22 protein-coding genes, 1 rRNA gene and 1 riboswitch are annotated in these 25,459 nt (G+C 69.7%); of the genes, 2 read left to right on the top strand and 21 right to left on the bottom strand.

The window, feature by feature from the left end:
- Nucleotides 1–4: 4 nt before the first annotated feature.
- The 9 genes from ACFYRX_RS25215 to ACFYRX_RS25175 all read right to left on the bottom strand — a co-directional run bounded on the left by ACFYRX_RS25215 (nt 5) and on the right by ACFYRX_RS25175 (nt 10,367).
- The gene (locus ACFYRX_RS25215) at nt 5–943 is read right to left on the bottom strand and encodes an LLM class flavin-dependent oxidoreductase (protein WP_389103765.1); all 939 of its coding nucleotides are present in this window, start codon (nt 941–943) and stop codon (nt 5–7) included.
- A 53-nt stretch (nt 944–996) separates the two neighbouring features.
- The gene (locus ACFYRX_RS25210; protein WP_389103762.1) at nt 997–1,767 is read right to left on the bottom strand and encodes a thioesterase II family protein; all 771 of its coding nucleotides are present in this window, start codon (nt 1,765–1,767) and stop codon (nt 997–999) included.
- A gap of 115 nt (nt 1,768–1,882) precedes the next feature.
- Nucleotides 1,883–3,436 carry an MFS transporter gene (locus tag ACFYRX_RS25205; RefSeq protein ID WP_389104627.1) on the bottom strand — a complete coding sequence of 518 codons (1,554 nt, stop codon included), beginning with the start codon at nt 3,434–3,436 and terminating at the stop codon, nt 1,883–1,885.
- 44 nt (nt 3,437–3,480) lie between these two features.
- On the bottom strand, nt 3,481–5,091 hold the full coding sequence (locus ACFYRX_RS25200; RefSeq protein ID WP_389103759.1) for an FAD-dependent monooxygenase: 1,611 nt from the start codon (nt 5,089–5,091) through the stop codon (nt 3,481–3,483).
- A 73-nt stretch (nt 5,092–5,164) separates the two neighbouring features.
- On the bottom strand, nt 5,165–6,205 hold the full coding sequence (locus tag ACFYRX_RS25195; RefSeq protein WP_389103756.1) for a ketoacyl-ACP synthase III family protein: 1,041 nt from the start codon (nt 6,203–6,205) through the stop codon (nt 5,165–5,167).
- A 53-nt stretch (nt 6,206–6,258) separates the two neighbouring features.
- Nucleotides 6,259–6,918 carry an HAD family hydrolase gene (locus tag ACFYRX_RS25190; protein ID WP_389103754.1) on the bottom strand — a complete coding sequence of 220 codons (660 nt, stop codon included), beginning with the start codon at nt 6,916–6,918 and terminating at the stop codon, nt 6,259–6,261.
- A gap of 189 nt (nt 6,919–7,107) precedes the next feature.
- Nucleotides 7,108–8,067, bottom strand: a complete 960-nt coding sequence (locus ACFYRX_RS25185; protein ID WP_389103751.1) for an AfsA-related hotdog domain-containing protein — start codon at nt 8,065–8,067, stop codon at nt 7,108–7,110.
- Nucleotides 8,064–8,993, bottom strand: a complete 930-nt coding sequence (locus ACFYRX_RS25180) for a zinc-binding dehydrogenase (protein WP_389103748.1) — start codon at nt 8,991–8,993, stop codon at nt 8,064–8,066. Before ACFYRX_RS25180 ends, ACFYRX_RS25185 begins: the two co-directional genes overlap by 4 nt.
- Before the next feature lie 486 nt (nt 8,994–9,479).
- On the bottom strand, nt 9,480–10,367 hold the full coding sequence (locus tag ACFYRX_RS25175; protein WP_389103746.1) for a LysR family transcriptional regulator: 888 nt from the start codon (nt 10,365–10,367) through the stop codon (nt 9,480–9,482).
- Nucleotides 10,368–11,064: 697 nt separating this feature from the next.
- On the opposite strand from ACFYRX_RS25175, the gene ACFYRX_RS25170 reads away from it, so the two are divergent.
- Nucleotides 11,065–11,484: a molybdopterin-binding protein gene (locus tag ACFYRX_RS25170; protein WP_389103743.1), complete on the top strand. Its 420-nt coding sequence runs from the start codon at nt 11,065–11,067 to the stop codon at nt 11,482–11,484.
- A gap of 57 nt (nt 11,485–11,541) precedes the next feature.
- Here ACFYRX_RS25170 and gcvP read toward each other — a convergent pair whose 3' ends face one another.
- Nucleotides 11,542–14,427 carry an aminomethyl-transferring glycine dehydrogenase gene (gcvP, locus tag ACFYRX_RS25165; protein WP_389103741.1) on the bottom strand — a complete coding sequence of 962 codons (2,886 nt, stop codon included), beginning with the start codon at nt 14,425–14,427 and terminating at the stop codon, nt 11,542–11,544.
- 175 nt (nt 14,428–14,602) lie between these two features.
- A riboswitch (glycine riboswitch) is annotated at nt 14,603–14,698 on the bottom strand.
- A gap of 123 nt (nt 14,699–14,821) precedes the next feature.
- Between gcvP and ACFYRX_RS25160 the strand changes: the two genes are divergently transcribed.
- Nucleotides 14,822–15,199, top strand: coding sequence for a PRC-barrel domain-containing protein (locus tag ACFYRX_RS25160; RefSeq protein ID WP_389103738.1), 378 nt, complete (start codon nt 14,822–14,824; stop codon nt 15,197–15,199).
- 37 nt (nt 15,200–15,236) lie between these two features.
- Here the strand turns inward: ACFYRX_RS25160 and ACFYRX_RS25155 are convergent, their stop codons facing one another.
- The 11 genes from ACFYRX_RS25155 to rrf all read right to left on the bottom strand — a co-directional run.
- Complete coding sequence (locus ACFYRX_RS25155) at nt 15,237–16,595, bottom strand: DNA polymerase IV (RefSeq protein WP_389103735.1); 1,359 nt, start codon at nt 16,593–16,595, stop codon at nt 15,237–15,239.
- A gap of 57 nt (nt 16,596–16,652) precedes the next feature.
- On the bottom strand, nt 16,653–17,336 hold the full coding sequence (locus ACFYRX_RS25150; protein ID WP_389103732.1) for a MerR family transcriptional regulator: 684 nt from the start codon (nt 17,334–17,336) through the stop codon (nt 16,653–16,655).
- Between the two features lie 263 nt (nt 17,337–17,599).
- A complete protein-coding gene (locus ACFYRX_RS25145; protein ID WP_004002801.1) occupies nt 17,600–18,073 on the bottom strand; it encodes a bifunctional nuclease family protein in 474 nt (157 codons plus the stop codon).
- Between the two features lie 77 nt (nt 18,074–18,150).
- Nucleotides 18,151–18,888, bottom strand: coding sequence for a MerR family transcriptional regulator (locus ACFYRX_RS25140; RefSeq protein ID WP_389103729.1), 738 nt, complete (start codon nt 18,886–18,888; stop codon nt 18,151–18,153).
- Between the two features lie 18 nt (nt 18,889–18,906).
- Nucleotides 18,907–19,812: an FHA domain-containing protein gene (locus ACFYRX_RS25135; RefSeq protein WP_389103726.1), complete on the bottom strand. Its 906-nt coding sequence runs from the start codon at nt 19,810–19,812 to the stop codon at nt 18,907–18,909.
- A gap of 61 nt (nt 19,813–19,873) precedes the next feature.
- The gene (locus ACFYRX_RS25130; protein WP_389103724.1) at nt 19,874–20,704 is read right to left on the bottom strand and encodes a DUF881 domain-containing protein; all 831 of its coding nucleotides are present in this window, start codon (nt 20,702–20,704) and stop codon (nt 19,874–19,876) included.
- Nucleotides 20,705–20,709: 5 nt separating this feature from the next.
- Nucleotides 20,710–21,042 (bottom strand): small basic family protein, encoded by a 333-nt coding sequence (locus ACFYRX_RS25125; protein ID WP_003988855.1) that lies wholly within the window; start codon nt 21,040–21,042, stop codon nt 20,710–20,712.
- Nucleotides 21,039–21,875 (bottom strand): DUF881 domain-containing protein, encoded by an 837-nt coding sequence (locus tag ACFYRX_RS25120; protein WP_389103722.1) that lies wholly within the window; start codon nt 21,873–21,875, stop codon nt 21,039–21,041. Before ACFYRX_RS25120 ends, ACFYRX_RS25125 begins: the two co-directional genes overlap by 4 nt.
- 160 nt (nt 21,876–22,035) lie before the next feature.
- Nucleotides 22,036–24,531 (bottom strand): sugar phosphate nucleotidyltransferase, encoded by a 2,496-nt coding sequence (locus ACFYRX_RS25115; protein ID WP_389103719.1) that lies wholly within the window; start codon nt 24,529–24,531, stop codon nt 22,036–22,038.
- A 115-nt stretch (nt 24,532–24,646) separates the two neighbouring features.
- Nucleotides 24,647–25,255, bottom strand: coding sequence for a CDP-alcohol phosphatidyltransferase family protein (locus tag ACFYRX_RS25110; RefSeq protein WP_389103718.1), 609 nt, complete (start codon nt 25,253–25,255; stop codon nt 24,647–24,649).
- A 109-nt stretch (nt 25,256–25,364) separates the two neighbouring features.
- Nucleotides 25,365–25,459, bottom strand: a 5S ribosomal RNA gene (gene rrf, locus ACFYRX_RS25105); the annotation flags it as partial.

Raw genomic sequence — 25,459 nt, 5'->3', positions numbered from 1 at the left:
GGTGTCAGGCGGCCGGGCGCCGCCGGTCGGGCAGTTGGGGCAGCACCTCGGAGCCCAGCAGTTCCAGGTGGTCCGGGTCCTCCATGTCCAGCACCCGCAGATAGACACGGGCGACGCCGGCCTCGGCGTACCGTCCGATCAGATCGACGATCCGGTCGGGCGTGCCCGCGAAGCTCTCCGGACGAAGCTGCTCACCCAGCTCCGCGGCTCGGGCGGCGGCCTGGGACTCGTCCTTGCCGCAGCACACCGTCTGCAGCACGGAGACCCTCGGGGCCTCGACCCGCCCGGCCTTCTCGGCCTTCAGCCGCAGCAGACCCGCGATACGCGCCGCCTCCTCGGGCGGCACGAACGGCACGTTGTACTCCCGAGCGTGACGCACCGCCAGATCGAGGGAACGGGGGCCGCCGCTCCCGCCGACGATCACCGGCGGTCCGGGCTGCTGGACCGGCGTCACCGGGGCCTGGGCGCCCGTCACCCGGTAGCGGTCGCCGGCGAAGTCGAAGGTCTCGCCCGGACGGGTCCGCCACACGCCGGTCACGATGTCCAGCGCCTCGGCGAGGCGAGCGGTGCGATCGGACGGGAAGGGCACGGCCGTGGCCTCGTACTCGGCGGCGTACCAGCCGCCGCCGACACCGAGTTCCGCCCGGCCGTCGGACATCTGGTCCACCTGGGCCACCTCGACGGCCAGGTGGACGGGCGAGCGCAGGGTCACCGGGGTCACCAGGGTGCCCAGCCTGATGCCGGTGGTGTCGCGGGCCAGCGCGGCGAGTGAGAGCCAGGCGTCGGACGCGCCCGCGGGACGTACCGGCGTGCCGAACTGGAGGTAGTGGTCGGAGCGGAAGAAGCCGTGGAAGCCGAACTCGGCCGCGGCGGTGGCCGCCCGGAGCAGGGTGCGGTAGGACGCGCCCCGCTGCGTCGGTTCGGTGTGGACACAGATCTCCATCGGGTTCCTTTCTGGATCGGTCGGCGCCGGGCCGTGGTGGGAAGCCGCGTGCTTCAGCGGTCGCGGTGGCCCAGTGCGACGCGCAGCAGCAGGGCCGGGTGCTCCACGGAACAGAGGTGCCCGCCGGGCACCGGGTGCGGGGTGAACGCGCCGGTGGTGTGCCGCGCCCAGCCCAGCAGTTCGCCGGGCGGCACGGTGCTGTCCTCGATACCGGCGAAGGCGATGACGGGGGTGGTGAGCGGGACACCGGGGGCGAAGCGGTAGGAGCCCGCCAGGCGCAGGTCGGCGCGGAGCGGCGGAAGCTGGTGGGCGAGCAGTTCGGGTACTGCCCGCAGTGCCGTGGGGATGCCGCCGTAGCGGCGGTCGACGAGCTCCAGCAGAGCGGCGTCGCCACTCGGGACGTCCAGCGAGGTGGAAATGTCGGGTGCCGATCGGGCGCTGACCACGAGGCGCCGGGGTCCGATGCCCGTGCGCTCCAGCTCGCGGGCGGTCTCGAAGGCGAGCAGGGCGCCCAGGCTCTGGCCGAACAGAACGATGTCGGCGGGACTGTCGGAGGTCTCGTTCAACCGGCGGACGGCGTCGGTGGTTTCGGTGACCACGGAACGCCAGTCGTCGGCGAAGGGCTCGTCCGAGCGGGCCGCCCGGCCGGGAAGGACCACGGTCCGGACCTCGGTTCCCGCACCGGCACCGCGGTGCCAGTCACGGAAGGTCGCCGGGCCTCCACCGGAGTGCGGGAAGCAGACGAGCCGCACGGTGGCGCCGGGGCGCGGCTGAGGACAGCTCAGGACTCGGTCCGAGGTCGCGGTGAGGGACGGTCGGGGCATGGGGGGACCTCCGGCGTTCTGGTGGCCGTGGCACAAGGGGGGCTTGGGGGGGGACGAGGGTGGGGGCCCTGGACATCCCTCCGGGTCCCAGGTGACCCGGAGGGATGAAACGAGGTCAGGCGCTCTGCGACACGTTCTTCTTCGGCTTCGGCGCTTCCGCCGCCGGCCGCCGTACCGGTCCCGGCAGCCACACCAGCGCGGCCACCGTGCCCAGCGCGCCGATGCCGGCCGCCGTCCACATGGCCGTGCGCTGAGCCGAGACGAAGGCTCCGGTGACGGTGTGGCTCAGCCCCGAGGCCGTACCGGGGTCGGTCAGGCGGCGGGCCGCCCCCGCGTCGCCGCCACCCGCGGCCCGCGCTTCGTGCAGCACCTCCGTGGTGGCTCCGATGGAGGTGACCGCCTCGTCGCGCAGCGGGGCGGAGAGTCCGTCCAGCGAGGAGGAGATGTGGGAGCGGTATCCGGCTGCCAGAACCGCACCGAGGAGAGCCACCCCTACGGCCCCGCCGACCTGCCGCATCATGTTGGGCACCGCCGATCCGGCGCCCGCCTTCTCCGGCGGCACCACCGACATGCACATGGCCGGGGCCGCGGCCATCACCAGACCCATTCCGAAGCCGAAGACCGCCTGCGCCAGGACGAACGGCACCAGCGGCGAGGACTCGTCGAGGGTCGAGAAGTACAGCAGGGACAGCGTGATGAGCCCGAGCCCCGAGGCGATGACCCGGGCCGGTCCCAGGCGCGCCGCGAGCTTGGCGCTGCTGTTTGCGGCGGTCATCGTGCCGATCGCGACCGGGACCATCAGAAGGCCGGCCTGGAAGGCGGAGAAGCCGCGTACCTGCTGGTTGTAGAAGGTGAGCAGGTAACTCCCGCCCATCACGGCGAGCATGGCGACCGCCAGGGCGATCGACCCGGTCAGGAAGAGGGAGTTGCGCAGCAGCGCCGGGTCCAGGCCCGGATTGGCCACCCGCTTCTCGGCGAACAGCAGCGCCACCAGCACCGCCACACCGCCCAGCACGGACCCGAGCACCTGCGGGCTGCCCCAGTCGCCGGTCTCACCGCCCTGGATGATGCCGTAGATCAGCAGTCCCATGCCGAGCGTGGACAGCGTCAGCCCGACCCAGTCCAGGGCCTTGCGGTCGGGGCTGCGGTTCTCGGGGACGAGGAACGCGATCAGCGGTACGACCACCAGGCAGATCGGCACGTTGATCAGCAGGACCGAACCCCACCAGAACCAGTGCAGCAGCGCTCCCGCCAGCAGCGGGCCGAGGGCGAGGGCAAGGCCTCCGGCCACCGACCAGCGGCCGATCGCCTTGGCCCGCTCCTCGGCGGGGAAAACGTTCAGGATGATGGCCAGGGTGCCGCCGGGCACCACCGCGACGCCGATACCCATGACCGCGCGCCCGAGGATGAGTTCGGCGGGGCTGGACGCGAAGGCCGCGAGCAGGGAGCTGACGCCGAAGATCGTCATACCGATCATGAGGATCCGCTTGCGGCCGTAACGGTCACCGAGCAGGCCCGCGGTGAACAGCAGCGCGCCGAAGACAACGGTGTAGGCGTCCATGGCCCACTGCAACTGCGAGTTGGTCGCCCCCAGTTGCCGCTGGATCTCGGCCAGCGCGACCGTCAGGATGGTGTTGTCCATCGTCCCGATGACGACACACAACCCCATCACCACGAGAATCAGCCACCTGCGGCTGTGTACCTGTTCCGGCGTCATTCGCCTTGCCTTTCCTGCTGGTCTGTCCGGTGGAGGGAAGATGCCGGGGCCGACGGGCCGTGGATGGCGCGCGCGTGGGCCGCGGGAAGGTCCAGGGCCGCGCGGGTCGGCTCGAGCAGGGCCGAGAGATGGCCGTCCGGCCGTACCAGCAGCACTACGGCCCGGGAGCCGAGCGCGACGGTCAGGGCCGGAGCCGACGCGGAGTCCACGGCGAGCAGCTCCGTTCCCGCGGGGCGGGCCGCCTCGATCGCGGCCCGGTGCTCCGCGGCCATCTGCTCGGGTTGCCAGAGCAGCACGGTGAACCGGTCGGCGGTCAGCGTCGGCCAGCCGACCCGGTGCCGTCCGATGACCGCGGGAAGCCGGTCGCCCGGCCCCAGCCGGACGGCGTTCCGCCGTGGCTCGGGGGCGGCGTTCCCGCCGGTGCGGTGGTCCGCCGGGGCATAGCTCACGGAGAGCTGGCCGAGGGTCGGGGCCACCTCGTGGGCCAGCCGACGGCTCCACGCGCCCAGGCGGACGCCCAGATCACGGCGGATGACGTCGCGCCGCCGGGTCAGCCCGCCCAGCGCGGCCTGCCGGGCGGTACCCGCGGCGACCACCTGCACCGAGCGGCTGCGCTCGTCGTGGTAGCTGTCCAGCAGGGCCTCGGGCAGGCTGCCGTCGACCGCGCCGGCCAGCTTCCAGGCCAGGTTGACCGCGTCCTGGATGCCGGTGTTCATGCCCTGGCCCCCGGCCGGGCTCATCACATGGGCCGCGTCCCCGACGAGGAAGGCCCGTCCCACCCGGTACCGCTGGGCGGTGCGGATGGTGGCGTTGAAGGTGGTGCTGAAACGCACCCCGTCGACGCGGAAACGACCGCGCGGGCCACGGGCGCGCAGCACCTCCTCGAAGTACCGTGCGCAGTAGTCGCTCTGCCTCTGCTGCTCAGCCACCCGGACCGCGATCCGGAACACCTGGTCACCCAGGGCGGCCAGGGCCATCGCGCCCGCCGGGCTCCAGCAGTACCCGGCCATGTGCTCGGGCAGCCCACCGTCGATCCGGGCGTCGCCGATGGCGAAGTCCAGGCTCAGTTCGGGCCCCGTGAAGCCCACGTCCAGCAGCCGTCGTGCCGTGCTGTGCGCGCCGTCCGCGCCGACCAGCCAGGACGCCTCGAGCTCGGCTCCGCCACCGTCCGCGGTCTCGACCAGGGCGTGAACCCGGTCGGCGTCCTGTGCCAGTCCGGTGAGCCGGACTCCCCGTTCGACCTTGCCGCCCAGGTCGGTCACCCGGCGTTCGAGGACGTCTTCGGTGATGCTCTGTGGCAGGGCGATGCCGAAGGGGTAAGCCGTGTCGCGGATCCGGTCGAGCCGGGCGGCTCCGAGGTGACGCCCCGCCGAGTAGTAGCGGACCTGATCGATGCGGTGCCCCAGGCACATCAGTTCGTCGGTGACGTCGATGCGGTCGAGGAGTTCGAGGATGCGCGGCCAGATGCTGGTGGCGCGCGAGTGGTTGGAATGGCTCCGGTCCGCGTCGATGATCCGGACCGGCACGTCCCGCTGCAACAGCTCGGCGGCGACGACCATCCCGACCGGGCCTGCGCCGACGATCAGGATGGGAGGGGGGCTGGCCACCTGTACCTCCTGTGGATGGGGTGGGGGGGCGAGAGAGACGAGGTGGGGGGGTCTCGGGGACGTTGCGCCCGGCTCAGCGGCCGGGCACCTCGACGGCGATCGCGGACCAGGTGTAGCCGCCGCCGGCGTTCAGCACGAGGCCGATGTCACCGGGCTTGCGCAGTGCCAGCGCCGTCATGTCGGCGAGGTTGGCCAGGATGTCGCTGCAGGAGAGGTGACCGGTACGGGCGGCCAGGGCCAGTGGCGGGGCCGGGGTGACCTCCGCGATGACCGGGAAGTAGGTGCCCTGCACGATCTTGCGGCTCATCCGCGGCATCGTGACGCAGGTGATCCGGGGGTCGTCCGGCTCGACGCCGGCCTCCTCCAGGGTCCGCCGCAGTACGGCGACGATCGCGCCCCGGGCGAGCTTCTCGAAGGACTCGAAGCCGTACTGCTGGAGATACGCCTTTTTGGTCCGGCGCAGGTCCAGCTTCTCGCCGTGTGCCAGCGGACCGGGGGTCAGCTCCAGGCCGGCCCGGTTCATCTCCTCCAGCTCGGGGACCGCGACGCTGTTGACCGCGCGGAGCAGCACTCCGCGTCCCGGGTGGGAGCTGCGCCGCAGCACCGTGGCGGTGGCGGCGTCACCGTGCGCGCAGGCGTAACTCCCGTTCCAGCGGTCGAAGTTGGGCAGGACGAACCGGTCAGCCGCGGTCACCAGTGCGGCGGTGACCTCGTCGTCCGCGAGCATTCGGCCTGCGGCCAGTTCCAGTGCGGGCATGACCGCGTTGCAGCCCTGGGACAGGGTGAGAGGGAGCGCGTGTTCCGCCCCGAGCCGACGGGCGACGTAGTGCGGGGCGCTCCACATCTCGTGACCCTGGTGCCAGATGCAGCAGTGCACCAGGAGTCCCAGGTCCGCCGCGTCGGTTCCGGCCGCGTCGAGGGCCTGCCGGGCGGCATGCACCGCCATGTCGGGCGGGGACAGCTCGTCCGGTGCCACCGGCACGTGGTCGAGGGCCAGTTCGTCGGCCTCCTCCGCCGACAGACGGCCGGCGGCCACCGCCTCGGCCGGGGTCTCGACCGTCTCCGGGGCCCACAGGGTCGTGCCGCACAGTGACAGCTCGCTGGTAATCCTCATGTCCGGTCCTTCACACCGTCGGCGGGATGGGGTGGGGGGTGCCAGGGGCCCGGTCAGTCGGCGCCGCGTCCGAGCAGACGGTCGAGCTCCTTCATGACGCGTGCGTTGTCGGTGAACTGCACGGCGTGCCAACCCGCCGCGGCCGCGCCGACGCTGTTGTCGGACAGGTCGTCGACCATGACGCACCGGCCGGGTTCGACGCCGAGCCGCTCGGCCGTCAGGTCGAAGATGCGCCGGTCCGGCTTGACGACGCCCACCTCGCAGCTGTTCACCACCGTCTCGAAGAGCTGCTCGGACTCGGGCAGCATGGCCCGCCAACTCGCCTCCCACTCACGGACGTTGTTCGTGATCATGGCGAGTCGGACGCCCTCCGCCCGCAGGCCGGCCAGATACCCGAGGAACTCCTCGTTGCGGCCGCGCCCCGGGAACCACCACCGGGCGCCGAAGGCTCTCAGGTCGAACTCCCTTCCGGTACAGCGTCGGAGAGCCGAGGCGAGTTCGGCGGCCCAGTGGTCCTCCGTCCACACAGCCAGACTGATCACGTCGTGCCCGGGCATCCCGGCGACCTCACTGACTTCGTGCATGGCCGTGGTGAACTGCGCGACCGTGATGTCGAGACGGGCGCAGAAGCGCTCGAACGTCGCCTCCAGCGGCTCGGTGAGGACACCTGCGAAGTCGCAGGCGACCACCTCGACAGCGGCGTACCGGGACATGGGGGTACTCCTCTCGGACGAACGGGGGTGTCGGCATGCCGGGCCCGCGGCACCGTGCTGCAGGCAGGCGGGAGCACTGCTTGGACCACGAAGGCCTTGAAGGCTCGGAGAGTTCGGAAGGGAATCGAAGAGAGGCCGGAGGTCAAAGGGGCCGGTTTTCGCGGTGGGGCGCGGGCGGCCGGCGCGGTGTCAGGGCCGCAAGGTGATCTCACCCTGGGCGACGACCGCGTCGAACTGAACGACGGCCACGGTGACGGCGACGCTGCCGTCAGGGGCGGGAACGGGCGCCTCGGCTCGGAAGTCCACCGAGCCCTCGAACTCGGCGAAATCGGTGAACCCGACGGCGAGACCCTGGAGTTGGACCCTGGGCGTGGTGAGCGCCCCGCTGCGGCAGGCGGTCAGCAGCGCCGTCTGCCGCAGGCCCTCGAGCATCAGCGGACCGGGCACGTGGTCGTAGGAGTGGTCGAAGAAGGCCGGGTGGGACAGGTCGACGACCAGCCGGTGGTGTCCTGGGCCGTCGGCGTCGCCGAGCGGACCGATGACGACGTTGCGCGGGTCGCGGCGGCCGACCAGTTCCGGTGCGAACCGGACCGGAGCTTCGTGCGGTGTCGTCTCCAGCGGCTTGCGGCCACGCTGGTAGTCGCGCAGCGCCTGGTAGTCACGGCGGGAGGCCCAGGCGACCTCGCTGGCGACCCGCACCGCCGGCCGGCCGTCGATCCGCACGGTGCCCTCGATGGTCATGCTGCCGCGAACTGCGGAGACCTGCCGGTCGGTCACCCGGTAGTGGATCTCGCCCTCCAGCGGGGCGCGTTCGTCGTCCCGCAGCGACTCGGGCTCCAGCACCTCGAGTTCCCAGCGCTGCATGCTGAACGGCAGCCCCACGGCCAGGTCGAGGTGCTCGTGAAAGAAGACGAACGCCGCCTGGCGGGCCGCCTCTCCCACCGCGAAGGCGTCGTGCGGCCCGGCCGGGCGATCGGCCCAGAGACTGTGCGCGCGCGGTATCTGGAAGCCCAGCACCGCCGCGTCCGTTCCGCAGGCCACCGAGTCGGTCACGAAGACCTCGCTGACCGCCCGACGGTGGGCGATCTCGCGGGGCACGGTGCGCGAGTAGCTCACTGCGCGGCCCGCCAGGGCGGGGACGGTGTTCACAGAACGTCCCCGAGGGTGAGTACGGCCTTGCCCCGCACCCTCCGCTCGCGGAGGGAGACCAGGGCCTCCGCGGTGCGCTTCCAGTCGGCGACGTACCCGATCTCGGGGTGCAGCCGGCCCGCGGCGACCAGGCGGACGAGGGTCGTGAGGTCGGCGCCGTCGGAGGTGTCGGAGTCGGCGTTGGAGAAGTGCTGGATCGTGCCCGACTCGGGCCCGGCGAAGAAGTCGAAGAAGTTCAGCGTCAGCGGCTCGCGCGACGCGCCACCGAACCAGATCAGCCGCCCTCGTCGTCCCAGCTTGCCGAGTGCGGCCCGGGTGGACGGGCCGCCCACGGACTCCAGGGCGAGTTCGAAGCTCCCTTCGGCGTCCTGCGGATCGTGTACGACGGCCACGGCCCCCAGTTCCAGCAGCCGCGCGCCGCGCTCAGGGGTCGCGGTCACCGCGGTGACCTCCGCCCCGGCCCCGGCGAGGAGTTCCACCAGGAAGTGGCCCACGCCGCCGGACGCGCCGGTGAGCAGGACCCGCTTTCCGGCGACGGCGCCGACGGCGCGTGTCAGGCGAAGCGCGCTCAGTCCGGCCAGCGGGAGTGCGGCCGCCTGCGGGGCGGAGACGGCGTCCGGCAGCTCGGCAAGGCCGGTGGTCGGCACCGCCACCTGCTCGGCCCAGCCGGCGTTGGCCGCGAAGGCGACCACACGGCTTCCGGGCTGCGGCCCCGAGCCGTCAACAGCGGCCCGCACCACCCGGCCGGCCACGTCCCGCCCCGGGCGCCAGCCGGGCTTGGGACGGTACAGCCGCATCAGCTCACCGCGGTTGACGCTGAACGCCTCGACGGCCACGACCGCCTCGTCGGCGGCGGGCGCCGGCTCGGCGACGGTCTCCAAGGCAACCGGCTCGTCCGGATCCGCGGTCGGCACGAGAGCAAGCATGCTCTGGACTCCCCTCACATCGATGACTGCTCCAGCGGCGAACGACCGCTGCTCCAGCGCTCGTTGCCCTTCGATCGTCGCCGGGCCCCGCGGTACCTACAAGGCGCATTCGGCGATGGTGCCGATCAGGGATCGTGATGGCGTTACCCAAGCCCGATCACCGAACGACCGATGCACTTTTCCTGAAGGGACGGGACAGAACGGAACCGGACTACGGGGGCAGGCTCCGCGTCCGCCCATCCGGACCGAGGGAGCCAGTGAGCCGCGCCGCACCTTGATGCATCGCCGTCACTCATCCCGGAACCCACCGCATGCCGGTGCACACGCCGGGACATCCCGGTTCACGCGCTCTGGGGCACGCCTCCCGATTGCCGGGCGACGGCAGTCCGCATCCTCGAGTCCGGCGCCTCCGAATCCCCGAACCGACGCTGCGACAGAGCCCGTTCGCGCAGACACTCTGTACAGGTCAGGGACCCGACCCGCGCCTCAGCCGGACTGCCGCCCAGCCTCCACCAGAGCCCGCAGCCCAGGTGTCCCTGTGTCGCGGGGCACGAGAAGCATGGTGTTGATCACCAGGCTCGACTCCCGGAAAGGCCGGAAGGCCAGGTATCGGTTGGTCAGCAACCGGGCATGCGAGGCATACAGGACGGTCCAACTTGCCGTCGAGGGCGTGCCGATGGCTGCGAGCGTCTCGTCCAACGTGGTGCCCGGGGGTTCCGAGCGCGGTGTGAAACCAGCCTCCGCGCAGGCCTGGAACACACAGTCCACCAGGACGGGATTGCCCCGCCGGGGAAGCAGCCGCAGCGGAACATCCGCCAGATCGGCGATGGACACCTCGTGCTGCGCGGCCAGCGGATGCCAGCTGGGCAGGGCGACCACCAGTGGGTCGAGCCACATGTCCAGGCAGTCGACCTCGGCGTCCGTGGGCGGCGGGGCGTGCGTGAACGCGGCTTCCAGCCGGCCCGTCATGACGGCGGAGACACGGGACTCGGACGGCGTCGAGACCAGATCCACGACCGCGTTCGGCATGATCGCCGCCAAGTTGTTGAGCATCCGGTACAGATGGTCCCCGAGCCCCGAGCAGGTGCCGAGACGAATGGTGACCTTGCCTTCGCTCTCGTCCTCCTCGATGGCCCGACGGGCCCGGTCGACCGCGGCCAGCACCGACCGGGCCTCCGGCAGAAAACGGTCCCCGGCCTCGGTGAGCTGGACCTGTCGTGGCTGACGGTCGAATAACGGGCAGCTCAGCTCACGCTCCAACCGCCGGATCTGCTGACTGATCGCCGGCTGCCCGATGAAGAGGCGTTGCGCGGCACGGCCGAAATGGCCCTCTTCCGCCACAGCGACGAAATACTCGATCTGACGCAGTTCCACCGCTTACCCCCGGATCACACCCGCCGCTGCCTACTCCGACGACCGAAGTCGTTCAGAATGCGCCCCCTCGGGGCCGATGTTTCATATCCACGGCCAACCCTAGGGAGTCCATTCCAAGGAAAGAGTCAAGCCCGCTCTATGAGCCCTTAACAGGATGGTGCTGAAAGGTTCCGGTAGACGGCTACCTGTGCAATCATCGCGCTTCCCGGTATGCCCCCCTTCGCCGACTGCGCGACGCAGGCCCGGAGATGTCCCTCCCGCGGCTCCGAGCTCCCTGCCTCCCGCAGCGCATCCACGCCTCCTGGGCGGGCCCATGGCCGCCCCGCCCCGGCCGCACCCCGGCCGCGACATGACGCTACGTGTCCACGTCGCTGTACGGCCCCGGACGCCTCGATCGGGTTCGCACGGCCCCCAAGCTGCCTCGTCCCCCTCCGCCGACGTGCCCAGTCCGAGTCTTGACGGAAGTTTGACGCCTCCACCCTCCACCCACAGGCCCGAGCATCACTCTCCGCTTACGCTGATCCCGCCTCAGCCGGGCGGCCCGAACCCAGCTGAGCCGCACCACAGGAGCGCCGTGGGTGGATGCGTCGGCCGCCGAGAGGGTGGAGCGCAGGCGACTGGAGGGAGGGTGCTCGGCCGGCTGACTGACACTGGCACATACCAGACATGGGCCGCATACGGCCCTAAGTTGATGCCCATGACCCTGAGCATCCGCAATCAGCTCCCCGGCACCGTCACCACGATCACTCCGGGCGAGGCCATGGCAACGGTCAAGGTCCGCCTCACCGGCGGCCAGGACCTCACCGCCGCGATCACCCTCGAGTCCGTCGGGGAGCTCGGCCTCACCCAGGGCTCGCCCGTACGCGCCCTGGTGAAGTCGACGGAGGTCTCCCTCGCGACCGCGCCCGTGCGGGGCGTGTCCATCCGCAACCAGCTCCCCGGCAAGGTCACCGCCGTGACCACCGGCGCCGCCATGGCCACCGTCAAGGTCGCCGTCGAAGGAGGCGTACTCACCTCAGCGATCACCGCGGACGCCGTGACCGAACTCGCCCTGGCCGCCGGCACCCCCGTCATCGCCCTCATCAAATCGACCGAGGTGTCCCTGGCGAAGGAGTAGGCCCGGCCCGGCACGACGAAAAGGGCCCCGCCGAAACGGGGCCCTCATCACCTGAGGTCAGTCCTCGTACGCGTCCAGCGGCGGGCAGGAACACACCAGGTTCCGGTCACCGAAGGCCTGGTCGATCCGCCGCACCGGCGGCCAGTACTTGTCCGCGACCGACACCCCGGCCGGGAACACGGCCTCCTCACGCGTGTAGGCGTGCTCCCACTCGCCGCCCAGCGCACCGGCGGTGTGCGGAGCGTTCCGCAGCGGGTTGTCGTCGGCGGCCCACTCCCCGGCCCCGACCTTCTCGATCTCCCCACGAATGGCGATCATCGCCTCGCAGAACCGGTCAAGTTCGATCAGGTCCTCGGACTCGGTCGGCTCGATCATCAGCGTTCCGGCCACCGGGAACGACATGGTCGGCGCGTGGAAGCCGTAGTCGATGAGCCGCTTGGCCACATCGTCGACGCTCACCCCGGTCGCCTTGGTCAGCGGCCGCAGGTCGATGATGCACTCGTGCGCCACCAGCCCGCCGGGGCCGGTGTACAGCACGGGGTAGTGCGGCTCGAGCCGCTTGGCGATGTAGTTGGCGGAGAGCACCGCCACCTGCGTGGCCCGCTTGAGCCCCTCACCGCCCATGAGCCGGACGTACGCCCACGAGATCGGCAGTATCCCCGCGGAACCCCAGGGCGCGGCCGAGATCGGCCCGACGCCGGTCTCCGGACCCGCCGCGGGCTGCAGCGGGTGGTTCGGCAGATACGGCGCCAGGTGCGCCCGCACACCGACAGGGCCGACGCCCGGGCCGCCGCCGCCGTGCGGGATGCAGAAGGTCTTGTGCAGGTTCAGGTGCGAGACGTCACCGCCGAAGTGCCCCGGCTTGGCCAGCCCCACCAGCGCGTTGAGGTTGGCGCCGTCCACGTACACCTGCCCGCCCGCCTCGTGCACCTGCGCGCAGATCTCGGCGACGTGCTCCTCGAACACACCGTGCGTCGACGGGTACGTGATCATCAGCACGGCCAGCTCGTCGCGGTGCTGCTCGATCTTCGCCCGCAGGTCCTCGACGTCGATCTCGCCGTCCCCGGCGGTCTTCACCACGACGACCTTCATGCCCGCCATCACGGCGCTCGCCGCATTGGTCCCATGCGCGGACGACGGGATCAGACACACGGTCCGCTGCTCGTCACCGTTCGCACGGTGATACCCGCGTACGGCGAGCAGCCCGGCCAGCTCGCCCTGCGACCCGGCGTTCGGCTGCAGCGACACGTTGTCGTACCCGGTGACCTCGGCGAGCCGCTCCTCCAGCTCCCGGATCAGCGTCAGATAGCCCTGGGCCTGCTCGGCGGGGGCGAAGGGGTGCAGCTGCCCGAACTCGGGCCAGGTGACCGGCTCCATCTCCGTGGTCGCGTTGAGCTTCATGGTGCAGGAGCCCAGCGGGATCATGCCCCGGTCGAGCGCGTAGTCGCGGTCGGCCAGCCTGCGCAGGTAGCGCAGCATCGCGGTCTCGGAGCGGTACTGGTGGAAGACGGGATGGGCAAGGAAGTCGTCGGAGCGCAGCAGCGCGTCCGGCAGTGCCTCCTCGGTGGCCGCGTCCAGTGCCTCGATGTCGGCCTCGACCCCGAACGCGCCCCACACCGCGGCGAGTTGCGCCCGCAATGTGGTCTCGTCGCAGGCGATGGACACATGGTCGGCGTCGACAAGATGGAGGTTGACGCCGTTCTGCCGCGCCTCGGAGACGATCTCGGCGGCCTTCGCGGGCACGCGCACGGTGAGCGTGTCGAAATAGGAACCGTGCACGACCTCGACCCCGCCGGCCGTGAGGCCCGCGGCGAGGATGTTCGCGTACCGGTGCGTCCGCCGTGCGATGCCCCTGAGCCCCTCGGGCCCGTGGTAGACGGCGTACATCCCGGCCATCACCGCGAGCAGCACCTGGGCCGTGCAGATGTTGCTGGTCGCCTTCTCCCTACGGATGTGCTGCTCACGCGTCTGCAGCGCGAGCCGGTAGGCCTTGTTCCCGTCGGCGTCCACGGACACGCCCACGAGCCGCCCGGGCAGGCTCCGCGCGAACTTCTCCCGCACGGCCATGTATCCGGCGTGCGGCCCGCCGAACCCCATCGGCACACCGAAGCGCTGCGTGGTCCCGACCGCGATGTCCGCCCCGAGCTCGCCGGGCGACCTGAGCAGCGTCAGCGCGAGCAGATCGGCGGCGACGGTCACGAGCGCGCCGAGCTCGTGAGCCTGGTCGACGACCGCCTTGATGTCGCGTACGGCCCCGGAGGCTCCGGGGTACTGGAGGAGCACCCCGTTGATCTCCCGCTCGGCGAGCGCGGCCGGGATCCCGTCACTGAGGTCGGCGACGACGACCTCGACTCCGGTCGGCTCGGCGCGCGTCTGGATCACGGCGATGGTCTGCGGCAGCACGTCGGCGTCGACGAGGAAGATCCCCTTCTTGTTCTTCCCCATCCGGCGGGACAGCGCCAGGGCCTCGGCCGCGGCGGTCCCCTCGTCGAGCAGCGAGGCACCGGAGGTCGGCAGCCCGGTGAGGTCGGCGACCATGGTCTGGAAGTTGAGCAGGGCCTCGAGGCGTCCCTGCGAGATCTCCGGCTGGTAGGGCGTGTAGGCCGTGTACCAGGCCGGGTTCTCCATCACGTTGCGCAGGATGACGGGCGGCGTGAAGGTGCCGTAGTACCCGAGCCCGATCATGGAGTCGAGCACCTGGTTCCGGTCGGCCAGCGACCGCAGCTCGGCCAGTACCTCGGCCTCGGTGCGCGCTCCGGGCAGCTCCAGGGCATCGGCGTTCTTGATCACATCCGGTACCGCGGCAGCGGTGAGTTCGTCCAGCGAGCCGTAACCGACCTGGGCGAGCATCTTGGCCTGAGCCCCGTGATCGGGGCCGATGTGACGCTGCTCGAAGGGGATTCCCTGCTCGAGCGCGGAGAGCGGAATGCGATGGGCGGTCATTGCGGAGGCCTCCTGGTCAGACGCGACCTACGAGGGGCGCCCCGGCACGGGTACCCCGACGGCCTCCCCCTCTGTCATCTCAACCTGAGAGCTTCACCAGCCGCCCGAGGGCAGCCGGCTTTCACCGTCGGTGAGAGCGGAAGCCGTCGGCCCCCGCCCTGCTTTCCAGAGTGACCTCGTCCGTGCGGTACGTGAGCCTGAGAGATTCCGGGGAGGATTTGCTCCTTCGGCGCCTCCGATGGTGTCCGGAGGACTCTCCCGCACGGGGTCGACAGCCGCCTGCAACACTACCAGCGAGGTCAACGCCCGAGCTTTCGAGTGGCCGCACACCCCGATGTGCTCTTTCGTAGTGCTTAGGACCGCTTCGGATGAGTTGCGACCAAGTGGAGGGCCCGTGCAGACCGACATCGATCCGCGCAACCTGATCGGCCGCAAGGCGTTCGACCGCAACGGTGCCAAGATCGGCAGTATCGACGAGGTCTACCTCGACGACGCGACCGGCGTGCCTGAATGGGCGGCCATACGCACCGGCCTCTTCTCCCGGGACGCCTTCGTTCCCCTGGGCCCCAGCGAAGTGATCGAGGGCACACTCCACGTCCCCTTCGACCGCACCCTCATCAAGGAAGCCCCCGACTTCGGCGTGGGCCGTCACCTCTCCCCCGACCAGGAACTCCAGCTCTATCACCACTACGGCCTCGACCTCGCCCCACCGCCCCCGTTCCCGGACCGGGACTTCGGCAAGCTGGCAGGCACCGAGGAGGCCGACGCCTGAGAGAAGCTCCCGGCTGACCGACCCGAGGACGATCCCGTCACGCCTGACGCGGCCGGAGACCCGGGACCTCCACCAACGGCAACGGCTCAGCCACCTCCAGCGCGGGATCCTCGACCCGGAACGTCCGCACCCGCCCCGGCTCGGAACGCGGCGTCTCGAACCGCACGGTCACCCTCCCCAATCCACTGCCCTGCACCCACCCGTGCCCGTACTCGGCATGCCGCACATCGTGACCGGCGACCCACCGCCGCTCGGCAACCTCCTTCGGCTCCTGCACAGCGGTGTCCTCAGCCGTCTCCTCGACGGTGTGATCCATTCGCTCCTCCATGGCCTGAGCGAACAGATCCTCCTGCGTGAAGTCGGCCAGCCCACTCACCCCCACCCCCAGCAACCGCACCCCTCCGGTCGAGTCCACCCCCTCCAGCAGCCGCAGAGCGGCCTCACGCACCACCGCGGGATCGTCGGTGGGCCCCCGCAGGGTCTCGGACCGCGTCAACGTCGAGAAGTCGTAGCGCCGTACCTTCAACACGATGGTCCGCCCCGACAGCCCGGCCCCCCGCAGCCGCCGCACACACCGGTCGGCCAGTCGCTGCACTTCCAGCCCCACCCGGACCCGGTCATGGATGTCCACGTCGTACGTGTCCTCCACCGACACCGACTTCGTCTCCCGCTCCGCGACCACGGCCCGCTCGTCCCGGGTCAGCGCCATCGCGTACAGCCCGTGCCCGTGCGCCTTCCCCAGCAGCCGTACGAGCTCGTCCTCGCCCGCCTCCACGATCTCGTCGACCGTCTGGATCCCGGCCCGCCGCAGGTGGTCCCCCGTCGCCGGCCCCACCCCCGGGAGCGTCCGGACCGACATCGGCCCCAGCAGCGCCCGCTCGGTACCCGGCTCGATCACCACCAGGCCGTCCGGCTTGGCCTGCTCCGAGGCGATCTTCGCGAGCATCTTGGACGCGGCGAGCCCCACGGATCCCGTCAGCCCCGTGCCGGCCCGTATGTCGGCTCGCAGCTTCGCCCCGGCCAACCGCGCCGACCGCTCGTCCCAGGCCGTTCCCCCGGCCTCCAGGTCCACGAACGCCTCGTCGAGGCTCAGGGGCTCCACCAGCGGCGACAACTCGCGCAGCAGCCCCATCACCTGCTCGCTGATCGACCGGTAGAAGTCGAAGCGCGGCACAAGATACGCGGCGTTCGGCGCGAGGCGCCTGGCCTGGGCCATCGGCATCGCCGAGTTCACGCCGAACACCCGGGCCTCGTACGACGCGGTCGCCACCACACCCCGCGGCCCCAGACCGCCCACGACGACGGCCTTCCCACGCAGACTCGGCTTGGACGCCTGCTCCGCCGAGGCGTAGAAGGCATCCATGTCGAGATGCAGGATCGTGGGCGCTTTTCTCACATGTCCGATGCTGCCCTACGCCACTGACAATGCCCCGCCCGAGAGTGCGGGGCCGCCTCAGACCGCCCGGTTGCGCCGCCGCGCCAGCTCGTCCGCGGGGTTGTGCCCGACAAGGGTCTCCCCGGTGTCGATGCGCTCCCCGTGCAGCTGTGACAGGGCGCTCTCGACGTCCCGCCACACCACACCCACGGCGATCCCGAAGATCCCCTGGCCGCCCTGGAGCAGCGCGTGGACCTCGTCCGGCGAGGTGCACTCGTAGACCGTGGCGCCGTCGCTCATGAGCGTCATGCGCTCCAGGTCCTGGAAGCCGCGCTCACGCAGGTGCTGGACCGTGGTGCGGATGTTCTGCAGCGACACACCGGTGTCGAGGAACCGCTTGACGATCTTCAGGACGACGACGTCACGGAAGCTGTAGAGCCGCTGCGTCCCCGACCCGTGGGCGGGCCGCACGCTCGGCTCGACGAGCCCGGTGCGCGCCCAGTAGTCCAGTTGCCGGTAGGTGATACCCGCCGCCGCACACGCGGTAGGGCCGCGATAGCCGATCTGCTCGGACGCCATGGACGTCGCCCCTCCGCTGCTCGGCGCGGCCGCCGGCCGCTGCGGAGCAGGATCGGCCGTGCTGCCGTGATGGGGATCCCCCCAACTCGACCGCAGTTGAGAGCTTGGGGGAGGGTACGGACCGCTTGCCCCGAGACTCCGTCCGGGGGCACCCCCAGCCGTACCGTCGCCGCTGCTTCTCACGCCGACCTCCGTCCTTGACCTGCCTTCTCGACGGTAGGCAGTCACCAGGGGTGCGTCAACGATCGCCACACTCGGCACGCCGAGTGATAATCACCCTAGGAGTGGTTTACCGCACCCAACCGCGGGGAAAGGCTAGCCGAATGTGCTCCGAGCGGGCCGCAGGACGCTCTCACTCGCCGGTGGCAAATGCCAGCATTTTGGTGACGACCGGACACGACCGACCTCTCACGGACCACTGATCCGCCGGATCGGCCGCGTCCACCTCACTGACTGCTGGTACCGAAGTCCTCGGGGGAGATCTGGTCGAGGAACTCGCGGAACTTCTCCACTTCGTCCTCCTGCTCGTCCGGAATCGCGATGCCGGCGTCGTCGAGCACCCCGTCACTGCCGTAGATGGGCGTCCCGGTACGCAGGGCCAGCGCTATGGCGTCGGACGGGCGTGCGCTCACCTCGACCCCGCTGGCGAAGACCAGCTCCGCGTAGAAGACGCCCTCACGCAGGTCCGTGATGCGCACTTCCGTGAGCTCCTGGCCGACCGCCTCCAGCACGTCCTTGAACAGGTCGTGGGTCAGCGGTCGTGCGGGGGCCATGCCCTGCTGTGCGAAGGCGATCGCAGTCGCCTCCCCGGGCCCGATCCAGATGGGGAGGTAGCGGTCGCCTCCCACTTCACGCAGGAGCACGATCGGTTGGTTGGAGGGCATTTCGACCCGGACACCTACGACATCGAGCTCGTTCACACAGCAACCCTAGGCCGTGCCCGGGACGTTTGGGTAGTCGGGCAGGAAACGGGTGACAGTTCCTGCACCAGCCGCCCTCAGGGCAGTCGTACACCGAGCGCGGTCTGCACGAGTGCCGCGTGCAGCTTCACGGTGAGACCGGCCAGTTCCTTCGTACGGGCTTCCGCGTGCGCGCGGGTCTGCGGGTTGCGGTGGCGCTTCAGCGGGGCCACCACCTGGTCCACGAGCCCGGCCTCGCGTTCGGCGGCGGCCTTCATCGCGCGCAGATGCCGCGGCTCGATCCCGAACCGCCCGAGCTCGACGACGAGCGCGGCAACCGTGACCACCTCGGCGTCGTACGCCCCGTCCGACAGCGGGGTGATCAGCCCGTACGACTCCCACTCCGTCAGCTCCGACTCGCCGATCTCCGCGGCGGCGAGCAGCTCGGCCCGGCCGATCCGCGCCGCGGCGGGGCCTTCGGACACTTCCAGAACCGATTCTCCGTCGCGCTGACGGCCCACCGTGGGCAACGCCACGGCCTCGCCCCGCTCCATGGCGTCCAGGTGCTCACGGATCACCTTGAGCGGCAGATAGTGGTCCCGCTGCATCCTCAGGACATGACCGAGCCGCTCGAGATCCCGGTCGCTGAACTTGCGGTACCCGGAGGGGGTCCGCCGCGGCTCGATGAGCCCCTCGGACTCCAGGAAACGGATCTTGGAGATCGTGACTTCGGGGAACTCGTCGCGCAGCGCGTTCAGCACCGTGCCGATACTCATCAGCCCACTGTCCGTGGCGGCGGTGCCGTGTCCCGCACCGCCGCTCGGTGTTTGAAGCATGGACCTTCCCTGGGAGGGTCAGTAGCCCCGCTGGCTCGCGTAGAACACCAGCCGGTACTTGCCGATCTGCACCTCGTCGCCGTTGTTCAGAGCGACCGAGTCGATCCGCTCACGGTTGACGTACGTGCCGTTGAGACTGCCCACGTCGGACACCGTGAACGAACCGTCCTGACCGCGGCGGAACTCCACGTGCCGGCGCGAGACGGTGACGTCGTCGAGGAAGATGTCGCTCTGCGGGTGCCGGCCGGCCGTGGTCAGCTCGCCGTCCAGCAGGAAGCGGCTGCCCGAGTTCGGCCCACGGCGCACCACCAGGAGCGCCGAGCCCAGCGGCAGTGCGTCGACGGCCGCCTGTGCCTCCGGGGACAGGGCCGGCATCTGCGTCTGCCCCGTGACCTCGGCGTCGTACGCCTCGAGTCCGGAGATGGAGATGGTGGAGGTCGTCTCCGACGGACGCTCGGGCACCGCCCCGGCCCGCAGCGGGGCGCCGCAGTTGGAGCAGAAGCGGCTGTTCTCCGCGTTGCGGTTACCGCACCTCGTACACACCTGGGCCGACATAGGGGAAAACCCTCCACCCGTACTTGAGGTTGACGGCTGCCCGAAACCTATGTCGCCGGACTGAGCAGGGTCAACAGACGGCACGCCCTGACCTCCGGGAACGTCACCGCCCGGACCATCGACCTGGTCCCGGAACAGCGGACGCTGCCCCTCCGAGTCGGGCTGTGCGCGATGACGAGCGGTCGCGTTGTCGCTACCCTCTCGCGCGCTCTTGCCGAACAACTTCGCAAACAACTTCACGGGCGATTCCCCTTGACCGAAACAGACCCGCCCGTGGGGCAGGACGAACCCTGATTGAACACACCGGTCGACCCGGACACCCTCACAACGTCCGTTTCCACCAGACAGTTTCCACCACGCACCACCCATTCGGTGCGCCGACCCCCCGCAACCTCGTGCCCTGACCCGACGCCGCGCATGCACCACCGGTTCACTGGGAGGACGACCGAGCGTAGTCAGGCCGCTTCGCCGCTCGCAAGGCGTCCACGACGATCTTCTGCGCCCGCTCGACGGTCACGGTGGCCTGCTCCTTCTCGAGAGTCTGCACCACGCCTCCGGGAATGTTGAGAGCCGGTTCGAGGTCCTGCGGGTTGCCGATGACCTTGAAACGAAACGGCGTGGCGATCTTGTTCCCGTCGACGTTCACACTCTTGTCCGAGTCCGACAGATAGGTGCCCGCGACCACCCGTACGCCGTTCACCTGGATCGCCTCCGCACCGGCCGCCCGCAACTCCTGGATCGCGTCGAGCAGCATGTCCGCCTCGACCGTCCCCTTGGTGTCCTCGATCGTCATCGTGATGCCCGGCCCCTGCGCGGCCACCGTGCCCGCGAGGATGCCGAGTTGCCGCTCCTTCTCGACCGTCTGCTTGCGGGCCTCCTCGGCCTGGTCGGAGCTGTTCTCCAGCTCGTCCCGCTGCTTCTCCAGACCCTGCTTCTCGTCTTCAAGACGCTGAGTACGGTCGTCCAGTTCATCGAGGATGCGTACGAGATCCTCCTGCCTCGCCCCGCGCAGCGCGCTGTCGCTGTCACTGTTCGACGCCACCTGGACGGCGAGGCCGAACCCGAGGCCGAACAGCAGGACGGCGACGATGAGTTGGGCCCGCGTCACACGCGGCGGCCACAGCCCCTGCACCAGCCGCCGGCGCCCGGTGAGCTGCGGCTCCACCGCCGGGACGTCCGTCACCTCGGACGGCGTCACCGGACGTTCCTCGGGCAGTTCCTTGCGCAGCCTGTTGCCGGGGGTCTCTTCCTGCTCGCTCATCGGCCTCACGCCCGGAAGACGTGCCGGCGGATCGCCGCGGCGTTGGAGAAGATGCGGATCCCGAGCACGACCACGACACCGGTCGACAACTGCGCGCCCACGCCCAACTTGTCGCCGAGGAACACGATCAGCGCGGCCACGACCACGTTGGACAGGAACGACACGACGAAGACCTTGTCGTCGAAGATGCCGTCGAGCATGGCCCGCAGACCCCCGAAGACGGCGTCGAGCGCCGCCACCACGGCGATCGGCAGATAAGGCTCGACGACGGCCGGAACCTCAGGCCGGACCAACAGTCCGGCCACGACTCCCACGACGAGGCCCAGTACGGCGATCACGATGTGCCCTTCTCAGTTCTCGGCTCTGCTGTACGTACGGTCACACTCGGTGCGGCCGGCAGCCGGAGATCGTCCTCCACGGAAATGGCGGTCCGGATGCCGTAGCTCTCCTGAAGGGCGTGCAGATACAGCCCATCGGCACTGTTCTGGAACCTGGTGCTCAGCCGCTGCCCGTCGCCCACCGCGAGCACCGTATACGGAGGAACCAGCGGCTTGTTGTCGACCAGTATCGCGTCACCCGCGGCTCTGATCGCCGACAGGGCGGTCAGCCGCTGTCCGTTGACGGAGACGGCCTCGGCCCCCGATGCCCACAGGCCGTTGACGACCCGCTGCATGTCCCGGTCGCGCACCCGCCCGGTATCGGAGAACCCCGAGGTCTCGCGCGGGTTCCCGTCGCCGCCGGTGCTGGCTTCCTTGGCGTCGTTCACGACCAGTTTGACGCCGGGGCCATGCACTTCCGCAGCACCCGACAGGATGTCCACGAGGTCGGCCCCGCCGCTGTCGCCGCTCTTCTTGAGCGCCTCGCGCTGTCGCGTGCTCACGTCGTCGCGCAGCTTGTCGACGCTCTCCTCGAGTCCGTCCGCCGTCTCGGTCTCACGGTCGATCCGGTCGATGAGCTCCTCGCGCTCCTTGGCCACGACCGGAGCCGCCACCCGCGCCTGCGCCGCCCCCACGGTGACCACCAGAGCCGCGAGCACCAGACCCACACCAAGACCGAGCTTGGCCCGCAACGTCCTGGGCAGCCCACCGTCACCGGCGGCCTTTTTCCGGTCCGCCGCCTCGGCGTATCCGTCGTCGAGACTGTGGTCCATGACGTTGGTGAGCAGCGACATGGAGGCATCCGGGCGCGAGGGTCGCGTAGGGGTGCTCCGAACGGGGGGCTGCTGCGGCATGCCGAACATCGTCGCACGTCGCGGCCCCTACCTCCGAATGGCCCCATCGGCGCGCCGGACAGGCCCCCTTGGGGGCACATGCCCGGCACGCACGCGTGGGTCAGCGGCCGGCGCTGTCCACGACCGCCGACCACTCGTCGAGCAGAGCCTGCGCGGACGCGTCGTCGGGCCCTTCGGCCCACAGATGCGTGACCGCCTCGGCCGGGTCCGGCAGAACCATCACCCACCGCCCGTCGGTCTCCACGACCCGGACACCGTCGGTCGTGTCGACAAAGCGATCGCCCGCCGCCTCCACGACCCGCCGCATCACCAGCCCCTTGACGGCCCACGGGGTCGCCAGATCACGCTTGATGACATGCGCTCGCGGAATCCGAGCGTCAATCTGACTGAGCGTGAGCTGCGTCCGCGCCACCAGGCCGATCAGCCGTACGAAGGCCGCCGCTCCGTCGAAGACACTGCTGAACTCCGGAATGATGAAGGCGCCCTTGCCGTCACCACCGAAGATCGTCGAGTCGTCACGGCCGACGCGGGTGAGGTCGTCGGGCGAGGTGGTCGTCCACTCCACCTGTGTGCCGTGGTATGCCGCCACCTGCTCGGCGATCCGTGTGGTGGTCACCGGCAACGCCACACGACCGCTGCGCCGCTCCGCAGCGACCAGGTCGAGCATGACGAGCAGCGCCCGGTCGTCCTCGATGATCCGCCCCTTCTCGTCGACCAGGGACAGCCGCTCACCCACAGGGTCGAACCGCACACCGAACGCGGCCCGCGCGGACGCCACGATCTCCCCGAGCCGCACCAGCCCCGACCGACGGGCGTCCGCCGTCTCGGTGGGCCTGGACTCGTCGAGCCCCGGGTTGATGGTGAGCGAGTCCACACCGAGCTTCCCGAGCAGGCTCGGCAGCACCAGCCCCGCGCTGCCGTTGGAAGCGTCCACGACTACCTTGAGTCCGGACTCCGAAATCCCGGTGATGTCGACGTTCCGCAGCAGTGATCCGGTGTACGAGTCGAAGACACTCGCCGGGAAGTGCAGGTCACCGATCTCCCCGGGGAACGCCCGCCGGTACTCCTGCCGCGCGAAGACCCGGTCCAGCTTCCGCTGGCTGCCCTGGGACAGATCCGCGCCCCGCCCGTCGAAGAACATGATGTCCACGGAGTCCGGCACCCCCGGCGTGGTCCGGATCATGATCCCGCCGGCACTGCCGCGCGCGGTCTGCTGCCGCGCGACGGGCAGCGGTACGTTCTCCAGGTCGCGTACGTCGATGGCGCTGGCCTGCAGAGCGGAGATCACCGCCCGCTTCAGTGCCCGTGCGCCTCGGGAGTGGTCGCGGGCAGTGGTGACGGTCGAGCCCTTCTTGAGGGTCGTCGCGTAGGCGCCGGCCAGCCGGACCGCGAGTTCGGGCGTGATCTCGACGTTCAGGATGCCGGACACCCCGCGGGCACCGAAGAGATGCGCCTGGCCCCTGGACTCCCAGATGACCGAGGTGTTGACGAAGGCACCGGCCTCGATGGTCTTGAACGGGTAGACCCGTACATTCCCCTGGATGATCGATTCCTCGCCGACAAGGCACTCGTCGCCGATGACCGCGCCGTCCTCGATACGAGCCGCGCGCATGATGTCGGTGTTCTTCCCGACGACACAGCCTCGAAGATTGCTCTGCTGTCCGACGTACACGTTGTCGTGCACGACAGCCTTGTGCAGAAAGGCCCCGCTCTTCACTACGACGTTGGAACCGACGACGGTGTGCTCACGGATTTCGGCGCCGGCCTCGACCTTCGCGTAGTCCCCGATATACAGCGGGCCTCGGAGAACGGCATCGGGATGCACCTCGGCACCCTCGGCCACCCATACGCCGGGAGAGAGCTCAAAGCCGTCGATCTCGACGTCGACCTTGCCTTCGAGAACGTCGGCCTGGGCCTTCACGTAGCTCTCGTGGGTGCCGACGTCCTCCCAGTACCCTTCGGCGATATAGCCATAGATCGGCTTGCCTTCCTTCATCAACTGCGGGAAGACATCTCCGGACCAGTCCACGGGAACATCGGGCTCGACATAGTCGAAGACCTCGGGCTCCATCACATAGATACCCGTGTTCACGGTGTCCGAGAAAACCTGCCCCCAGGTCGGCTTCTCCAGGAAGCGCTCGACCTTCCCCTCTTCGTCGACGATGGTGATACCGAACTCGAGCGGATTGGGTACACGCGTCAGACAGACCGTGACCAGTGCGCCCTTTTCCTTGTGGAAGTTGATGAGCTCGGTGAGATCGAAGTCGGTCAGGGCATCACCGGAAATGACGACGAAAGCATCGTCCTTCAACGCCTCTTCGGCGTTCTTGACGCTTCCGGCGGTACCGAGTGGCTTCTCCTCATTGGCATAGGAGAGCTCCATCCCGAGCTCTTCACCGTCACCGAAGTAGTTCTTGACCAGCGAGGCCAGGAACTGGACGGTGACGACGGTCTCGTTGAGCCCATGCCTTTTGAGCAGCCGAAGAACGTGCTCCATGATCGGCCGGTTCACCACCGGCAGGAGCGGCTTGGGCATGCTTGAGGTCATTGGACGAAGGCGTGTGCCTTCGCCTCCGGCCATCACGACGGCCTTCATGTCGGAAGCGTCCTCCTCCAAGAGATGACGGTCTGGCCGACTTCACCCGTCCAGATTCTCCCGCACTTTTCCGTCGGGGGCCATCGAGCCGTAAAGGCCGTGCCAATGGACGAGTTCAATCAGCCATGGCGTCCGCACGGATCAGGCGGCGGACTTGTACCACGTAGAGGACTCCTGCCCACCAGTAGAGCGTTGTACCCCATCCTGCGAACGCCCATCCGAAAATAGCAGCGAGTGACGAGAGCCATCCAGTTCCGTCACTGAGCAGGAGCAGCGGGAAGGCGTACATCAGGTTGAACGTGGCAGCCTTGCCAAGGAAGTTCACCTGCGGCGGAGGATAACCGTGACGCCTGAGGATGCCCACCATCACCAGGAGAACCAGCTCACGCAGAAGCAGTGCAGCCGTCAACCAGATCGGCAGAATCTCGCGCCAGGTGAGACCGACCAAAGTCGAGAGAATGTAGAGACGGTCGGCCGCCGGGTCCAGCAGCCGGCCCAAGCTGCTGATCTGGTTCCAGCGCCGGGCGAGCTTGCCGTCCAGGTAGTCACTGATGCCGCTCAGGGCCAGCACCAGCAACGCCCACTCGTCACTCTTGGGGCCACCGAACTCAGGCCTGAGAATCAGCCACAGGAAGAGCGGAACGCCAACGAGCCGCGCCATGCTGAGGATGTTGGGGATGGTGAGGACCCGGTCCGTCTGGACCCGGGTCTCCTGGACCTCCACCCGGGAGCCTCCTGTGGGGAATGTGCCGACGATTCCCCCTGACCCTACCTCAACGCAAAAAAGCTCTGGCTCTTGGGCTGTGTGCCCAAGAGCCAGAGCTCTAAAAGGAGTTCGGCGGTGTCCTACTCTCCCACAGGGTCCCCCCTGCAGTACCATCGGCGCTGTAAGGCTTAGCTTCCGGGTTCGGAATGTAACCGGGCGTTT

Source organism: Streptomyces sp. NPDC005374, assembly GCF_042872225.1.
GTDB lineage: Bacteria > Actinomycetota > Actinomycetes > Streptomycetales > Streptomycetaceae > Streptomyces.
Note: the sequence above shows the minus strand (reverse complement) of the source record. Positions and strands in the feature narration are given on the sequence as shown.

Excerpts from the sequence above, each read along its gene's own strand:
- ACFYRX_RS25215 (WP_389103765.1), bottom strand. The coding sequence starts at position 943 with ATGGAGATCTGTGTCCACACCGAACCGACGCAGCGGGGCGCGTCCTAC.
- ACFYRX_RS25210 (WP_389103762.1), bottom strand. The coding sequence starts at position 1,767 with ATGCCCCGACCGTCCCTCACCGCGACCTCGGACCGAGTCCTGAGCTGT.
- ACFYRX_RS25205 (WP_389104627.1), bottom strand. The coding sequence starts at position 3,436 with ATGGGGTTGTGTGTCGTCATCGGGACGATGGACAACACCATCCTGACG.
- ACFYRX_RS25195 (WP_389103756.1), bottom strand. The coding sequence starts at position 6,205 with ATGAGGATTACCAGCGAGCTGTCACTGTGCGGCACGACCCTGTGGGCC.
- ACFYRX_RS25190 (WP_389103754.1), bottom strand. The coding sequence starts at position 6,918 with ATGTCCCGGTACGCCGCTGTCGAGGTGGTCGCCTGCGACTTCGCAGGT.
- ACFYRX_RS25180 (WP_389103748.1), bottom strand. The coding sequence starts at position 8,993 with ATGCTTGCTCTCGTGCCGACCGCGGATCCGGACGAGCCGGTTGCCTTG.
- ACFYRX_RS25170 (WP_389103743.1), top strand. The coding sequence starts at position 11,065 with ATGACCCTGAGCATCCGCAATCAGCTCCCCGGCACCGTCACCACGATC.
- gcvP (WP_389103741.1), bottom strand. The coding sequence starts at position 14,427 with ATGACCGCCCATCGCATTCCGCTCTCCGCGCTCGAGCAGGGAATCCCC.
- ACFYRX_RS25140 (WP_389103729.1), bottom strand. The coding sequence starts at position 18,888 with ATGCTTCAAACACCGAGCGGCGGTGCGGGACACGGCACCGCCGCCACG.
- ACFYRX_RS25135 (WP_389103726.1), bottom strand. The coding sequence starts at position 19,812 with ATGGGTGGTGCGTGGTGGAAACTGTCTGGTGGAAACGGACGTTGTGAG.
- ACFYRX_RS25130 (WP_389103724.1), bottom strand. The coding sequence starts at position 20,704 with ATGAGCGAGCAGGAAGAGACCCCCGGCAACAGGCTGCGCAAGGAACTG.
- ACFYRX_RS25120 (WP_389103722.1), bottom strand. The coding sequence starts at position 21,875 with ATGTCGCTGCTCACCAACGTCATGGACCACAGTCTCGACGACGGATAC.
- ACFYRX_RS25115 (WP_389103719.1), bottom strand. The coding sequence starts at position 24,531 with ATGAAGGCCGTCGTGATGGCCGGAGGCGAAGGCACACGCCTTCGTCCA.